This window comes from Halolamina salifodinae, assembly GCF_017874235.1.
Taxonomy (GTDB): Archaea; Halobacteriota; Halobacteria; order Halobacteriales; family Haloferacaceae; genus Halolamina; species Halolamina salifodinae.
In genome coordinates, this window is sequence record NZ_JAGGLC010000002.1 from 414,737 (window position 1) to 428,124 (window position 13,388).

At 62.1% G+C, this 13,388-nt stretch carries 13 protein-coding genes and 1 pseudogene; 7 read left to right on the plus strand and 7 right to left on the minus strand.

Annotation, left to right across the window (positions count from 1 at the left end):
• The first annotated feature begins 33 nt into the window (after positions 1-33).
• The 7 genes and pseudogenes from J2753_RS06515 to J2753_RS06540 all read left to right on the plus strand — a co-directional run bounded on the left by J2753_RS06515 (position 34) and on the right by J2753_RS06540 (position 6,645).
• The gene (locus J2753_RS06515; RefSeq protein WP_209491114.1) at positions 34-657 is read left to right on the plus strand and encodes a hypothetical protein; all 624 of its coding nucleotides are present in this window, start codon (positions 34-36) and stop codon (positions 655-657) included.
• 151 nt (positions 658-808) lie between these two features.
• Positions 809-1,156: a cupin domain-containing protein gene (locus J2753_RS06520; protein ID WP_209491115.1), complete on the plus strand. Its 348-nt coding sequence runs from the start codon at positions 809-811 to the stop codon at positions 1,154-1,156.
• 416 nt (positions 1,157-1,572) lie between these two features.
• A pseudogene (locus J2753_RS14740) lies at positions 1,573-1,772 on the plus strand (hypothetical protein); the annotation flags it as partial.
• A gap of 81 nt (positions 1,773-1,853) precedes the next feature.
• The gene (rdfA, locus tag J2753_RS06525) at positions 1,854-2,468 is read left to right on the plus strand and encodes a rod-determining factor RdfA (RefSeq protein WP_209491116.1); all 615 of its coding nucleotides are present in this window, start codon (positions 1,854-1,856) and stop codon (positions 2,466-2,468) included.
• Positions 2,469-2,530: 62 nt separating this feature from the next.
• Positions 2,531-4,600, plus strand: coding sequence for an archaea-specific SMC-related protein (locus tag J2753_RS06530; protein ID WP_209491117.1), 2,070 nt, complete (start codon positions 2,531-2,533; stop codon positions 4,598-4,600).
• A gap of 47 nt (positions 4,601-4,647) precedes the next feature.
• Positions 4,648-5,667, plus strand: a complete 1,020-nt coding sequence (locus J2753_RS06535; protein ID WP_209491118.1) for a proline racemase family protein — start codon at positions 4,648-4,650, stop codon at positions 5,665-5,667.
• A 186-nt stretch (positions 5,668-5,853) separates the two neighbouring features.
• Positions 5,854-6,645: an SDR family oxidoreductase gene (locus J2753_RS06540; RefSeq protein WP_209491119.1), complete on the plus strand. Its 792-nt coding sequence runs from the start codon at positions 5,854-5,856 to the stop codon at positions 6,643-6,645.
• Between the two features lie 516 nt (positions 6,646-7,161).
• On the opposite strand, the gene J2753_RS06545 is transcribed toward J2753_RS06540, so the two are convergent.
• The 7 genes from J2753_RS06545 to xacF all read right to left on the minus strand — a co-directional run bounded on the left by J2753_RS06545 (position 7,162) and on the right by xacF (position 13,377).
• On the minus strand, positions 7,162-7,347 hold the full coding sequence (locus J2753_RS06545; RefSeq protein WP_209491120.1) for a hypothetical protein: 186 nt from the start codon (positions 7,345-7,347) through the stop codon (positions 7,162-7,164).
• A 33-nt stretch (positions 7,348-7,380) separates the two neighbouring features.
• A complete protein-coding gene (locus J2753_RS06550; RefSeq protein WP_209491121.1) occupies positions 7,381-7,836 on the minus strand; it encodes a ferritin-like domain-containing protein in 456 nt (151 codons plus the stop codon).
• A gap of 92 nt (positions 7,837-7,928) precedes the next feature.
• Positions 7,929-9,101, minus strand: a complete 1,173-nt coding sequence (locus tag J2753_RS06555) for a mandelate racemase family protein (protein WP_209491122.1) — start codon at positions 9,099-9,101, stop codon at positions 7,929-7,931.
• Between the two features lie 80 nt (positions 9,102-9,181).
• Entirely contained in the window at positions 9,182-10,051 is an 870-nt protein-coding gene (locus J2753_RS06560; protein WP_209491123.1) for an MBL fold metallo-hydrolase, read from the minus strand.
• Between the two features lie 60 nt (positions 10,052-10,111).
• Entirely contained in the window at positions 10,112-10,687 is a 576-nt protein-coding gene (locus J2753_RS06565; RefSeq protein WP_321168787.1) for an LURP-one-related/scramblase family protein, read from the minus strand.
• Positions 10,688-10,773: 86 nt separating this feature from the next.
• Positions 10,774-11,853 (minus strand): D-xylose 1-dehydrogenase Gfo6, encoded by a 1,080-nt coding sequence (gene gfo6, locus J2753_RS06570; RefSeq protein WP_209491124.1) that lies wholly within the window; start codon positions 11,851-11,853, stop codon positions 10,774-10,776.
• 84 nt (positions 11,854-11,937) lie between these two features.
• Positions 11,938-13,377, minus strand: a complete 1,440-nt coding sequence (xacF, locus tag J2753_RS06575; protein ID WP_209491125.1) for a 2,5-dioxovalerate dehydrogenase — start codon at positions 13,375-13,377, stop codon at positions 11,938-11,940.
• Positions 13,378-13,388: the final 11 nt, after the last annotated feature.

A 13,388-nucleotide genomic window follows, 5' to 3' on the forward strand; every position in this document is an offset into this window, starting at 1 on the left:
ATCAGCTCTTTCAACCGGTTCACAACTCACACGATGTACCGACGAGAACTCATCGCGACGACAACGGTCGCGCTCGGAGGCTGTCTCGGGAGTGCTTCGTCGCCGGGATCTGACGTGGAGAACCGCACGCGAACCGGTGGCGTCGAGTCCGAGACCGCGCCGGCGGCGTCGACTACGTTGGCGTACGGCGACTGGTACGAGGCGGAGTCGGTGAACGTGACGGTGACGGATATCTCGACGAGGCGAACGCTCGAGACAGCGTCAACCCCGGACGACGCGATCCCGCCCGATACCCAACTCGCGATACTCTCCGGTGAGATCGAGAACACCACGGGTTCACGGCTGGACCTCGGTGGGATCGTGAACATCTCGTTGGCCGTGGTTGCGTCCGATCAGTTGTTTCGGCCAGTAACGACGCCGAGTTCGGACGATGAACAGGGATCGGTTGACGTAAACCGGATCGAGGGCAGATCCGGGACACATCTCACCTCGGGTGAGATTCAGCTCTCCCCCGAGGAGCGTGTGTCGGTGTGGCAAGCAGTACTCGTCCCGTCAGGCATCTCGACTGACGAGGTCCAGATCACGATGTGTGGCCGTGACGGTGGCTGTGCGGTCCGGTGGGAACCGGCCTCGAAAAGCTGTGACTGTCCCGGCTGATTCCCGTGAACGAGTTTCCTGCTACTGCTGGCCCCCAATGCTACCTGTTGACCCCGTCTATGAGACCGTACTGTCGCTCAGCCGTATGGTTTCCTTCGTCGGCCTACGGAACTCCCAAACAGTAAAGGCGTCGTCGCCACACCGATCCAGCATGGAGTTCGTCCCATCTGACGACGCAGAGACGTACGAACCCGACGAAGGATGGCAACGGCGTGCCCTCGCCGGGAGCGACGAGTTCACCTTCGAGTGGTTCGAGAAACCGCCGGGCCACTCCTCACCGATGCACGACCACGAGAACGAGCAGGTCTGTCTCTGTCTCGAAGGTGAACTGACAATCCACCTTGAGGACGAGGAGTCGGTTACTCTGGAAAAGTACGACTCCGTGCATCTGGAGTCGTGGGAGACCCACGCAGTGGAGAACACGGGCGACGAAACAGCTGTTGGGCTGGACGTGTTCGCACCCGGCCGGTCTTTCGACTTCTGGACTAGCCGAGAGTAGCCACCGATCTGACCTGAGTGCAGTTTTCTCAACGTTCTAGTCGTATCTAGACCGCCTTCCCCTCTGCTCATAGACATGTATAAATACTAGTGTGTGATTTATTGTACCGGATAAACTATGAAAGCCGGAGATGCATCTAGATTTAAAAACAGCCATGATAGATCCAGATACGAACTATATAGATTCCTATTAGCTATTTCTTATTAAACCCAACTAAAATATTGAGATATTATTCTCAACTCGTCTGTAGCCTCCTTACTATTATATTTCAATAATACCTCTTATACTGGTATTTCATGTATTTCGAATAGTCGATTCGCTGGCCACTGTCCAGTTAAGTCAGCCTAAGAAGTGAGCAGTTCGTTGGTTTTAGTGTCTATGCGCAACCAGAACCCGGTCAAAGAGACGTTGACACGGTGAATCTTGGATGTTGGGAGCGTGAGCGGACGGCGACGTTGACGAACGTGAAGCGTCTCGTCCGCACATCAGAACCCTTCGGGCTCTGGGGACGCCCGTCAGAGCGTTGCCGTCCGACTCCACGCGACCGGCTGTTCGCTTCGGGAAACGAAAGAAATCATCCGGCTATCTAGTTGAACGCCCGCATCAAGCGATGTACAGTTCATGCATGACTACAACCATCAGAGACCGCACCAATCAATGGACGAATTAATGACACAGCAGGCGAACACGGTGAGTAATGGGAACTCGCTCGTCGAATGCAGCCTGCTGTAAAATCGGCCGCGGGATTGAGAAATATGAGTGCGACGGCTTGAACGACAAACTCGCCCACGAGTACCGGGAAGGTGACGCCAGTCTCCGCGATCTCGAACAGGTAATCAACGACGGGTTCACCGCAACGGCTCTGGAAAACGCTGGATCTCCTACCGACCGGGATCCAGCCGAGATCACCGCGATCCTCGACGGTGACGGGGAATCGAGGCGAGAAAAAGCCCGATTAGAAACCGAATTAGAGCAAGCCGGGATCGACGTCGAACAGCTACAACAAGATTATGTTTCGTTCCGCACCGTCAAAACGCATCTCAACGACCATCTCGGAGTCGATACATCACGCACTGAAACGATTACGTTGGACTCCGCAGAAAGTATCATTGAGTGGGCAGAAACCAGATGCACGAGCGTTATCAAACGGACTATCGAGCGGCTTTCGAACGCCAACGAAGCAACGATCGGTGACGACTTCACGGTCAATATTTCCCCACGCATCACATGTCATGGTTGTAATTCAACATATACCGTGAGGGAATTTATCCAAAGCGAGGGGTGCCGTTGTGCTTCGGGCCAATCGGAGTGAACGGTAACTTTGCGATGAACACCGGTGGTATTTATTACTCCAGAACCCTTCACTAACTTATAATGTCGTCCGAGACCGAACTCCGCGGTGACCCGGCAGCCGCACTCAGCGATCGGGTCGACTCTGTCATAGACGAATCCCTTGAAGCAACACTGCATGTCCAGAATATTGGAGGCATCACGCAGTGTACGGTCCCGTTCTCGCCTGGCATTACGATCCTCACAGGTGAAAACGCGACGAACCGAACATCGCTCCTTACCGCATTGAACGGTGTACTCGGTGGGAGTGAAGCGACGTTGCGGAGCGATGCCGACTCTGGTCATATCGAACTCTCGTTCAACGACACAGACACGTTCACGCGAACGTACGAACGTGACCATGGGCAGATTACGACGTCTGGCGACCCCTACTGCGAGGACGAAGATCTCGTCGACGCGTTCTGTACGCTACTGGAACACAACGACGCGCGTGATGCTGTCGAACGCGGCGAAAACTTACGGGATGTTCTGATGCGGCCCGTGGATACTCACGCGATCCGCCGGCAAATACGCGAGAAAACCAGCGACCGCGATGAACTGCAATCACGGTTACGAAATATCGACCAGCAAGTCGATCAGGAAGCAGCGCTCAGTGACCGGAAAGAAGCGCTACAAGCCGAACTCGAAGACATCGAATCCGAAATCGAGGAGAAACGCAGTATTGTTAGCGAGTACCAAGCCGATATGGATATGGCTGCCGAGGCCGAGGAACTCGTCGACGATGTCGAATCTGCCCGGGAAGATGCTCGGGACCTCGAAAACCAGGTTGAAGTCCTGAAGGCCGAACTCGAAGCAGTTCGTGAGGAAGAAACGGAGTTGAAAGAGGATGCTACCGAGTTGTACCATGACGCAGTGAGTTCGGGGCCGACCGATGTTTCGAATCGAGACGATATCGATCCGACTGAGATCGACCGGGATCCCGAACACGATGGAGAGTCTATTTCCGATCTGAAAGAGCGCGTTTCGTCACTGAAGGCACGAAAGGACGAACTCACGAACACCATCGACGATCTCACGCGGATCATCAACTTCAACGAACGGATCGTCGACGAGGCAGCCGACCTCCCCGGAGTGACGCCCGACGACGGGACGGAATCGGTAACAGCGGAGCTGGCCCCGGAATCGCAGACTGTCGAATGTTGGACCTGCGGGAGCACTGTCGAACAGAACACGATTCAGTCTCGTACCCGGGAGCTCCAATCACTCGTTGAACAGAAACGCGAGCAAGTGACGGACATCACTGCTGAATTGGGGACGGTTCAAGACCGCCTTGAGGCGTTACAGGAAACACGGCGTGAACGCCAGCGTGTCCAGTCGCGGCTCGAACAGGTCCGTAAAGAGCAAGATGAGATCGTGGAGGAAATCGAAGAAACGGAAGCAGCCCTCGATGCGAAACGCGGAGAGATCGAGACACTGCAGGAAGAGATTGAAGCGACTGCGGAGTTACGCGAATCCGATCTCCTCGATGCGTACCAAGAGTTGAACGAGCTGGAGTACGAGCGCGGACAGATCGCGGCGAAAATAGAGGACGTCGAATCCGAGTTAGCGGATATCGAGGACGTCCGAGAGGAACGCGACGACATCGAAACCGAAATCGAGTCGATTCGGGAGGAGTTGGAAGATCTCCGTACCCACGTTGCTGACTTGGAACGGAACGCTGTCGACTCGTTCAACTCACACATGGAAGATATCTTGGATCGGCTCCGCTACGAGAACATCGCCCGTGTGTGGATCGAACGGAAGGTATCGGAGACGGCTACCCGAATGGAGACGGGTGAGTTCGAACTGCACATCGTGCGCGAGTCGGAGGGTGGGGTGTACGAAGATATCGTCGACACACTCTCGGAAAGTGAACGGGAAGTTATCGGATTGATCGTCGCGCTTGCCGGATATCTCGTGCACGATATCGACGAATCCGTTCCGTTCCTCCTCCTTGATTCGGTGGAGGCAGTGGACTCGCAACGGCTCGTCGAACTCGTAGAGTACTTCGCCGAGCACGCAGTGTTCCTCAACGTTGCATTACTGCCGGAAGACGCGTCGGCGTTCTCTGACGCGTATGATCGCGTGACTGCGGATATGCTGACCCCGTCGTAGTACGACAGGGGGGAGACTATTTCCCACCCCGGTACGACTGCCCGGATATGGGTTGGGAACCACCACCAAACTGGCCACGGATAACGACGGTCGAATCGCACACTGGTGGCGAGCCACTCAGAGTCGTCATCGACGGGTTTCCCGAAATACCCGGAGACACGATTCTCGAGAAGCGACGGTATGTCCGTGACAACCACGACCAGCTCAGAAGCGCGCTGATGCTGGAGCCTCGCGGGCACGCCAACATGTACGGGGCGCTTCTCACGGAACCGGTGACTCCAGATGGCGATATTGGCGTCCTGTTCACTCACAACGAAGGGTACAGCACGATGTGTGGACACGGCGTGATCGCCCTCGGCGTCGTGCTTCCGGAGATCGATGCCGTCGATGTGAGGGCTGCCACCCCGACAATCGAGATGGACACTCCTGCAGGACGTGTAACAGCACACCCCCAGAGAAGTGAAGGCGAGATCGAACGGGTTGCCTTCGAAAACGTCCCCTCGTACGTCGAGAGGCTCGACGAGGAAACGGTTATCCCGGAATACGGACCGGTCACGTACGATGTGGCGTTCGGTGGCGCCTACTACGCCTATTGTGACGCTAGTGAGTTCGATATCGAACTCGGGGACACGACCGAACGGGAGTTCGTCGATATCGGCCGAACGGTGAAAGCCGCTATTGCCGAAGACATCTCGCTCACCCACCCAGCCGACGACGATCTCGGGTTCCTCTACGGCGTCATTCTTACCGAGGAGCCGAAAAACGAGGCGAATATCCGAAACGTCTGTATCTTCGCGGACGGCGAGATCGACCGGAGCCCGACAGGAACGGGTGTCAGCGGGCACCTCGCAATTCAGCATGCGAAAGGGGCCCTCGAACCCGGCGAGGAGTTCGTCGTCGAGAGCCTGATTAATTCGACATTCATCGGGCGGATAGCCGAACGAACCACGTTCCACGGATATGATGCCGTGGTTCCCGTCATCGAAGGAAAAGCGTACATCACGGGAACGAGTGAGTTCACCATCGATCCGGCCGACCCCTTCAAGGAGGGCTTTGTTCTTCGGTGAGATGGACAGTCGAGGCGGACTCCGTGGAACGTCGGGAGCGGTGACCACCACTGATCCCGTTCTGTCCTGTCCGCCACGGGATCCGTTTCCGATCCCGAAGGCATCCCGCAGTCGCTGCGACGCAGAACCCCCCGGACGTTTCCGGAGCGAGTCGGGTTTAAGGGCCCTCCCTCCCACCTCAGCGGTATGGATCTCGGACTCGCAGACACGAGCGCACTGGTGACCGCATCGAGCAGCGGCCTCGGGAAGGCGTCGGCGACGGCGCTGGCCCGCGAGGGCGCGAACGTCGTGCTCAACGGCCGGGACGGGGAGCGACTCGCCGAGGCCGTCGAGGAGGTCGACGCGGTCGGCGACGGCGAGGTCGTCGGCGTACAGGGCGACCTGACCGAGAAGGCGGACATCGAGCATCTCGTCGAGCGAACCGTCGAAGAGTTCGGCGGCATCGACACGCTCGTGACGAGCGCCGGCGGCCCGCCCAGCGGACCCTTCGAGGAAACCACCGACGAGGACTGGTACCAAGCGTTTGACCTGCTGGTGATGAGCGCGGTCCGGACGGTGCGAGAGGCCGCGCCCCACCTCAAGGAGTCCGATCAGGGGACGATGACGTTCGTCACCTCCCGATCCGTGAAGGAGGCTATCGACTCGCTGGTGCTCTCGAACTCCGTCCGGATGGCCGTCATCGGCCTCGAGAAGACCCTCTCGAAGGAACTGGGTCCGGAGATCCGCTCGAACGCGGTGCTGCCGGGCCCCCACGAGACCTCCCGGATCGAGGAACTCGTCGAGCAGGCCGTCGAGCGTGGTGAGTACGAGAACTACGAGGAAGGAGTTGAAGCCAGAGGGTCGGGTATTCCGGTTGGGCGCATCGGCGACCCGATGGAACTCGGCGACGCCGTGGCGTTCCTCTCTTCGCCCAAGTCCTCCTACATTAACGGTGTTTCGCTCCCCATCGAAGGGGGAGCGGGAGCGAGCAATCTGTAGGTTCATCGACTCCGCTACCCATCGCAATTTGCTGACCGCCACCCCGATAGGGCATACAGATGTGTATCCTTTTTGAATATTGGGGTAGAATGGCAAGCCACAGCCTTGGCGACCGAGTCACACGGCTGTTCGACGCGCTTCCCGTCGTCGCGGTCGCCTCCGGTGAAACGCTACGGTATTTTACGGAACGCGTCCCGCGCGTCAGGCGACCACATTCACAAACTTCGGGAGCGGTCTGCATGGTCAGCCTCCTGGCAGGCCTCGACATACCGGCACATCGCCCTCGTCCCCGCTGTAGTCCCGCCTACACGCTCGTGCTCTCCTAGGCGTTCGGGGGGCTGGGCGCCGCGCTCAGCCCGACGCTGGTGGCCGCGCTCTGGTGGAAGCACGTCCCCGTCCAGGGCGCCGTCGCCAGCATGGCCGTCGGTACGGTGAGCATGCTCGTCTGGCCACAGCTCCCCACGCTGCTCGGTTCAGCGGCGCCCCAGTCGGGCTTCTGGTCGGAGTCGTCGGCGTCTACGGGCTGTTCCCGGCGTTCATTATCTCGGCGTCGGTGCTCGTCGGCGTCTCGCTATTCACCGAACCGCCCGAAAACGTCGAGGGGATGTTCGACATCTTCGACACCCCATCGACGTGCTCCGGGAGGAGAATCTCTCGGCGTACGGCTTCGACCCCGGCGCCGACCTCGACCGCCGAGAGCACTGACTGGGCTGCCTGCGGTCGCTCAGCCCGTCGCTACTCGTTCTCGTACTCCTTCTCGAACCCGCGGAACTCCGTCCGGTGGGCCTCTTCCTCGGCCAGAATCGTCACCGCGAGGTCCTCAGTAACCGGGTCGTCGGCCGCCTCGGCGGCGTCGATGAGCGCCCGGTAGGTGTCGATGGCGTCCTCCTCGGCGTCGAGCACGCCGCGGATCACCGAGAGCACGTCCGTCGAGTCCTCGGGTGGCTGGAGGGAGTCCTGTCGCGCGACGAACTCCGCGGAACTCGGCGGGCGCGCGTCGAGCTGCTTGAGGCGGTTCCCCAACTGTTCGGCGTGGCCGAGTTCCTCCTGAATGTCCGTGTTGAGGCTCTCCTTGATCTCCTCGGCACGGACGCCGTCGAGGACGATGGCGTTGGTCTGGTAGTTCATCACGGTCTCCATCTCGTCGCCGTAGGCCTTGCGCAGCAGGTCGATGACTTTCTCGGAACTCATACAGTTCGTGTTGTGCCGGACCGACAAAATAACCGTCGGCGGTTCTCGGCATCTGACGCCGACGTTCCCCCGCCGTCACCTCCCCTCGTCGATCAGTCGTAGACGTGGACCTGTCCGGTCGTGTTGTCCTCGATATACTCCCAGTCGTAGTCGACGCCGAGGCCGGGACCCTCGGGCACCGAGACCGTCCCCCCCTCCACGGCCTCCATCATGTCCGAGTAGCCGCCCTCGTAGACGGGTGGCTGGGTGTTCTGACAGTCGGGGTGGACCAGTGCCATCTCGTAGTAGTTTGAGTTGCGGCAGGCGGCGATACAGTGCCGTTGGGCGGGCCCGGGCGCGTGGAACTCCACGTCGAGGCCGAACGCCTCGGCGACGCGCGCGACCTTGATGGCGCCCGTGATGCCGGCGTCGTACTCCGGATCGGCGCGCAGGAAGTCCGTCGCGTCGTTGGCGGCGAAGTCGGACTTGATCTCCAGCCCTCGGATGTGCTCGGTCTGGACGATGGGGGTTTCGAGTTTCTGGGAGAGCTTTCGGTGGGCGTGTTGGGAGATACCGCCGTCGCGGAACGGGTCCTCGTACCAGAAAAACTCCTCCTCGTCGATGGCCTTCCCGAGTTCGAGGGCGTCCGCGAACGTCTCCAACTCACAGGCCGGGTCGTGCATCAGGTCCATCTCGTCGCCGACGGCCTCGCCGACGGCGTGGACCGCCTCCTTCTCCCGGCCGAGGTCCCGGGAGGCGTCGCCGCCGCCCCAGCCGTGGATCTTGAAGCCGCCAAAGCCCTGATCCCGGCACTCCTCGGCGAACTCCGCGAACGCTTCCGGGGAGTCGAGGCCGCCGGCGTCGTCGCCGTGATACGTCGACGCGTAGGCGGGCATCTCGGTGCGGTAGGTGCCCAGCAGTTCGTGGATCGGCGCGTCGTAGTACTTGCCAGCGAAGTCCCAGAGCGCGATGTCGATTGGGCCCATCCCCATCCGGTCGTACTTCCGGAGCGCGCGCTTGATCTCCGACCAGTGTTTCTCGCGTTCGAGGGGGTTCTTCCCGATCAGATACTTCGCGATGATGTTGTACTGGGCCGCCGCCGGTGAGTTCCCGCCGACGTACTCGCCCGTGACCCCTTCGTCGGTGTGGATCTTCACCCCGAACAGCTTCCGGTAGGTCGTCTCACCCGGCTCGTAGACGAGGTTGAAGCCGTGCTCGTCGGTGCCCACGTCCTCCAGCGGGTACTCGAACTCCCGGCTCTCGATTTTCGTGATAGTCGGTGCCATAGCCTCGTCCTGCGCGGGGAGTGCGTAAAAAGCTCCGCCCGATGGGGCGACGACGCCGATGTTGCTGCGCTCACCCCAGTCTACTCCCCGCCTAGCGCACCCAACCGACGAATCCCGTGTTGGTCGAGGCGGAACGAGCAGCCGACGTACGGAACCTCCAGCACGCGCGGGTAGGCGTGCGAGACGGCGTGCTCGTGGAGCACCTTCGGGTCGGCGCCGACGCCCTGCCACATGTCGTGGTGGGTCGGGAGGAGTCTATCCAGTTCGAGTTGGTTCGCGGCCTCGACGATTTCGTTTTCGTCCATGTACCAGCGCGTGCGTTCCGGGCGGCCGGAATCTGGCTCGTAAATCTCCCCGACGGAGCCGAACGCCAGCGCACCCACGTCGATGTCGAACACGTCGGCGACGCCCGCGAACGCGCCCGGGGCCGGCCGGCTGTCGCCGCCGTGGAAGAACGTCCCCGCGTCGTGTTCGATCACGTAGCTCACCGGTTCGATGGCGTCCGGGTCGTGGGCGCCGCGGACATGGACGGTGAAGTCGCCCACTTCGAACGCCTCGCCGGTCGCGATGACGTGCTTCTGCTCTTCGGGCGCGATTATTTTCCCGTCGTACTGTGGCGACTCGTAGGCCGCTTCGGGCGCGTAGAGATCCGCGCCCAGATCCTCCACGAGCGGGCCGTAGGAGGGCGGATGCATGTGGTCGATATGCTCGTGGGTCGCGAGCACGGCGTCGCAGTCCGTCGCATCGGCCGGGTCGATGGGGACCGGGATCAGCCGGATCAGTTTCGGCGGGTCGCCGTCGCCGAAGTACGGGTCGATGTAGAGAGTCGTCGACGCCGACCGCAGCACGAAGCCGTTACAGCCGAGGTACCAGCCGATCACGCCGTCACCGGGTTCGGCGCCTTCGACCTCTTCGCGGACGAACCAGTCGCCCCACGTCGCGTGAACCATAGCCGGGTCGTTCGGCCGGGGAGGGCAAAGCGTTGGTGCCGAGTCGGCGACGCTGCGGGCTCAGTTGCCCTGAATCGCGTCGATGACCATCGCTGCGGCCACCACCGGCTCAGTCGGCACGCCGCTAGCGTCGTCGACGGTCACCTCGTAGCGGTCACGGAGCGAGAACTGGCCGTCGATGTCGCCGACGTGGTCGCCCTCGACGTCGGTGATCTCGTACTTCTGCGGGATCCAGCCACCGAACGGGACGACGTTGCGCGCGAGCGTCGTGAGCGCGCCGCGGGAGGTGATCTCCGCGAGTTTTGCCTCGGTGTCGGCGTCGCGGATCTTCCACGTGTCCTGCATGATCGAGTAGTCGTTGTCCAGAATCACCACGGCCTCGCCGGTCTGGGAGTCGGTGAGCGTGTAGTTGCCGGCCACGTCGACGATGCCGCCGGCCTTGACTTCGAACACCTCCTCGCCGTCAGCGTCGACGAACGGGAACTGCTCTTTCAACTTCAGCATCTTCTGCTTCCCGCGGAGCACCACGTCGCCCGTGGCGTCGAGCGCGCGGAACTTGTTCCGGATCAGCCCCTGCTCGACCGTGTAGCTGTCGTCGGTCAGTTCGATCCCGTCGAGGTCGTAGTCGTCGGTCACGCTCGGCGGCTGCTGCCCGGTTGTTGTTAAATGCTCGCACCCGAGTATCGGAACGAATACTTGGGCCGGTGTTGACGGCGCCGCGCTCAGAGTTCGACCGTCTCCTCGCGCTCGCTGGCCTCGTAGACCGCCTTGATCGCCTCGATGTCCCGCAGCGCGTGCTCGCCGTCGGGGTGGGGATCCTCGCCAGTGAGCAGGCAGTGCGCGAAGTACTCGAACTCCTCCTCCATCTGGTCGACCTGCTCGAACGCGACGTCGACGCTCGTCTCGCCACGCTGGAGGGTGAGCGCGCGGTCGTCCCACGGGTAGAACGCCGGCTCCACGCGGACCCGCCCCTCGGTGCCGATCACCTCGATGTGGCTGGCCATCTGGGCGTTCTGGCTGGCAGTACAGACCGCGAACACGTGGTCCGGGAAGTCGAGTTGGAACGCCGAGTGCTCGTCCGGTACGTCGTCGAACTCCGGCTGGACGGAGGCGACAGTCCCCCGCACGCGCACGGGATCCGCATCGAGCAGGAATCGCGCGGTGTTCAGCGGGTAGATGCCGATATCCATCGTCGCACACCCACCCGAGAGCTCGCCGTCGAGGCGCCACTGATCCGGGTCGGGCACGAGGTCCAGAATCGGCTCGGTCATGTTCCCGTTGACGAACACGGGCTTCCCGATCAGCCCCTCGTCGACGAACTCCTTGGCCCGCCGGACCGCTGGCTCGGTCTGCATCCGGTAGGCGACCATCAGCGTCGCGTCGTGGGCCTCAACGACCTCGACCATCCGCTCGGCGCGCTCGATTGTCGCCTCCATCGGCTTCTCACAGAGGATCGCTTTCCCCATCTCGGCGGCCGTCTCCACGAACTCGAGATGGCGCGCGTTCGGCGTCACGACGTAGACGGCGTCGTACGCGTCGCTGGCGGCGCCGTCGTGAAACGCCTCGTAGCTGATCGCGTGCTCGACGGTCTCGGAGTCGGCGGCGGCCTCGCCGGCCTTCTCGGGGTCGCTGCTGACGAGTACGGCCGTCTCACAGAGGTCGGCACTCGCAACCGCGGGTATCGCCTGCTCGCGGGTCCACCAGCCGACGCCGATCATGGCGATCCGGATCGGATCGTCGGTCGCCTCCACGTCCTGCCAGTCCCGGCGGTCGAACTCGTCAGTGAGCGTTTCGATATCCATGCCGTCGTGCTCTCACGGCGACGGCAAAGGCGTTGTGCCAGGAAAACTGCGGGGCGCCGACGGGGTCGACGGCCGAGGCGCGGCTTAGTAGTTGTCGTACACCGTCTTACTGATGGTGTAGAAGTCGAGGCCGGCCTCGCCCTGCTCGCGGTAGGTCTCGCTGGAGGAGGCCTTCATCCCGCCGAACGGGACGTGGAGTTCCACGCCCGTCGTCTTCTCGTTGATCTTCACGACCCCGGCGTCGATGTCGTCGACGAAGCGGTTCGCTTCGGAGTGGTCCTCGGTGACGATGCTGGCCGAGAGGCCGTAGTCCACGTCGTTGGCCACGTCGAGGGCTTCCTCGTAGTCACTCACCGAGATCACCGAAAGCACCGGCCCGAAAATCTCCTCCTGTGCGATGCGGTAATCCGACTCGACATCCGAGAACACCGCCGGCTGGAGGAAGTAGCCCTTGCGGTCCAGCGCGTCGCCACCCGTTTCGAGCGTCGCACCCTCTTCCTGCCCCACTTCGACGTACTCGAGGGTGCTCTCCAGTTCGTCCATGCTGACGTGCGGGCCCATATCCGAATCCGCTAACCCCTCGTCGGGGTCGATAGCCTCGGCGCGCGCGGCGACGGCGTCGACGAACTCGTCGTACACGTCCTCGTAGACGATGGCCCGGGAGCAGGCCGTACAGGCCTGTCCCGTCACGCCGAACGCGCCTGCGGAGACGATGTCGGCGGCCTCCGCCACATCGGCGCTGTCCGAGACGACGGTCGGGTTCTTCCCGCCCATCTCCAACTGCACGCGCTTGCCGTCCTCAGTCGCGGCATCGTAGACGGCGCTGCCGACCGTGGTGCTCCCCGTGAAGGAGACGGCGTCGACGGCCGGGTGGCTGGCGAGTCGGTCGCCGACCTCGCTGCCGGGGCCGGTGACGACGTTGAGCACGCCGTCGGGGAGTCCAGCCTCCTCGAGCGCCGTCGCGATCTCGTGGACACAGCCGGGAGCCAGCGTCGCGGGCTTGATCACCGCGGCGTTCCCTGCTGCCAGGGCGGGCGCGATCTTCCAGGCCGGAATCGCGATGGGGTAGTTCCACGGCGTTATCAGGCCGGCGACGCCCAGCGGCTCGTTTTTCGTCCGCAGCGTGGTGTTCGGGGCGCTCGCGCTCTTGACGGTGCCGCCGAGGTCGCGGGCCGTCGCACCGTAGTAGTCGAAGATGTCGATGGCCCGCTGGACCTCGCCGCCCGCTTCGGCGCGGGTCTTCCCCTCCTCGCGCACGAGGAGTTCGGTGATGTCGTCCTTGCGCTCGGCCAGCAGCGCGCTCGCTCGTGAGAGCACCCGGCCGCGCTCGGGCCCGGGCGTGTCGCCCCACTCCTCGCTGGCGTCGACAGCCGCCGCGACGGCCGCGTCGGTGTCCGCAGCGCTCGACTTGGGGTAGGTTCCGACCACCTGATCCGGGTGGGCCGGGTCGTGTGTGTCGAACGTGTCGCCGCTCTCGGCGGCGACCCACTCGCCGCCGACGTAGTTGCTGTAGTTGGTCGCCATATCCCGGGTTT

Coding starts and splice junctions, on each gene's coding strand:
- J2753_RS06515 (WP_209491114.1), top strand. CDS start 34: ATGTACCGACGAGAACTCATCGCGACGACAACGGTCGCGCTCGGAGGC.
- J2753_RS06520 (WP_209491115.1), top strand. CDS start 809: ATGGAGTTCGTCCCATCTGACGACGCAGAGACGTACGAACCCGACGAA.
- rdfA (WP_209491116.1), top strand. CDS start 1,854: ATGGGAACTCGCTCGTCGAATGCAGCCTGCTGTAAAATCGGCCGCGGG.
- J2753_RS06530 (WP_209491117.1), top strand. CDS start 2,531: ATGTCGTCCGAGACCGAACTCCGCGGTGACCCGGCAGCCGCACTCAGC.
- J2753_RS06535 (WP_209491118.1), top strand. CDS start 4,648: ATGGGTTGGGAACCACCACCAAACTGGCCACGGATAACGACGGTCGAA.
- J2753_RS06540 (WP_209491119.1), top strand. CDS start 5,854: ATGGATCTCGGACTCGCAGACACGAGCGCACTGGTGACCGCATCGAGC.
- J2753_RS06550 (WP_209491121.1), bottom strand. CDS start 7,836: ATGAGTTCCGAGAAAGTCATCGACCTGCTGCGCAAGGCCTACGGCGAC.
- J2753_RS06555 (WP_209491122.1), bottom strand. CDS start 9,101: ATGGCACCGACTATCACGAAAATCGAGAGCCGGGAGTTCGAGTACCCG.
- J2753_RS06560 (WP_209491123.1), bottom strand. CDS start 10,051: ATGGTTCACGCGACGTGGGGCGACTGGTTCGTCCGCGAAGAGGTCGAA.
- gfo6 (WP_209491124.1), bottom strand. CDS start 11,853: ATGGATATCGAAACGCTCACTGACGAGTTCGACCGCCGGGACTGGCAG.
- xacF (WP_209491125.1), bottom strand. CDS start 13,377: ATGGCGACCAACTACAGCAACTACGTCGGCGGCGAGTGGGTCGCCGCC.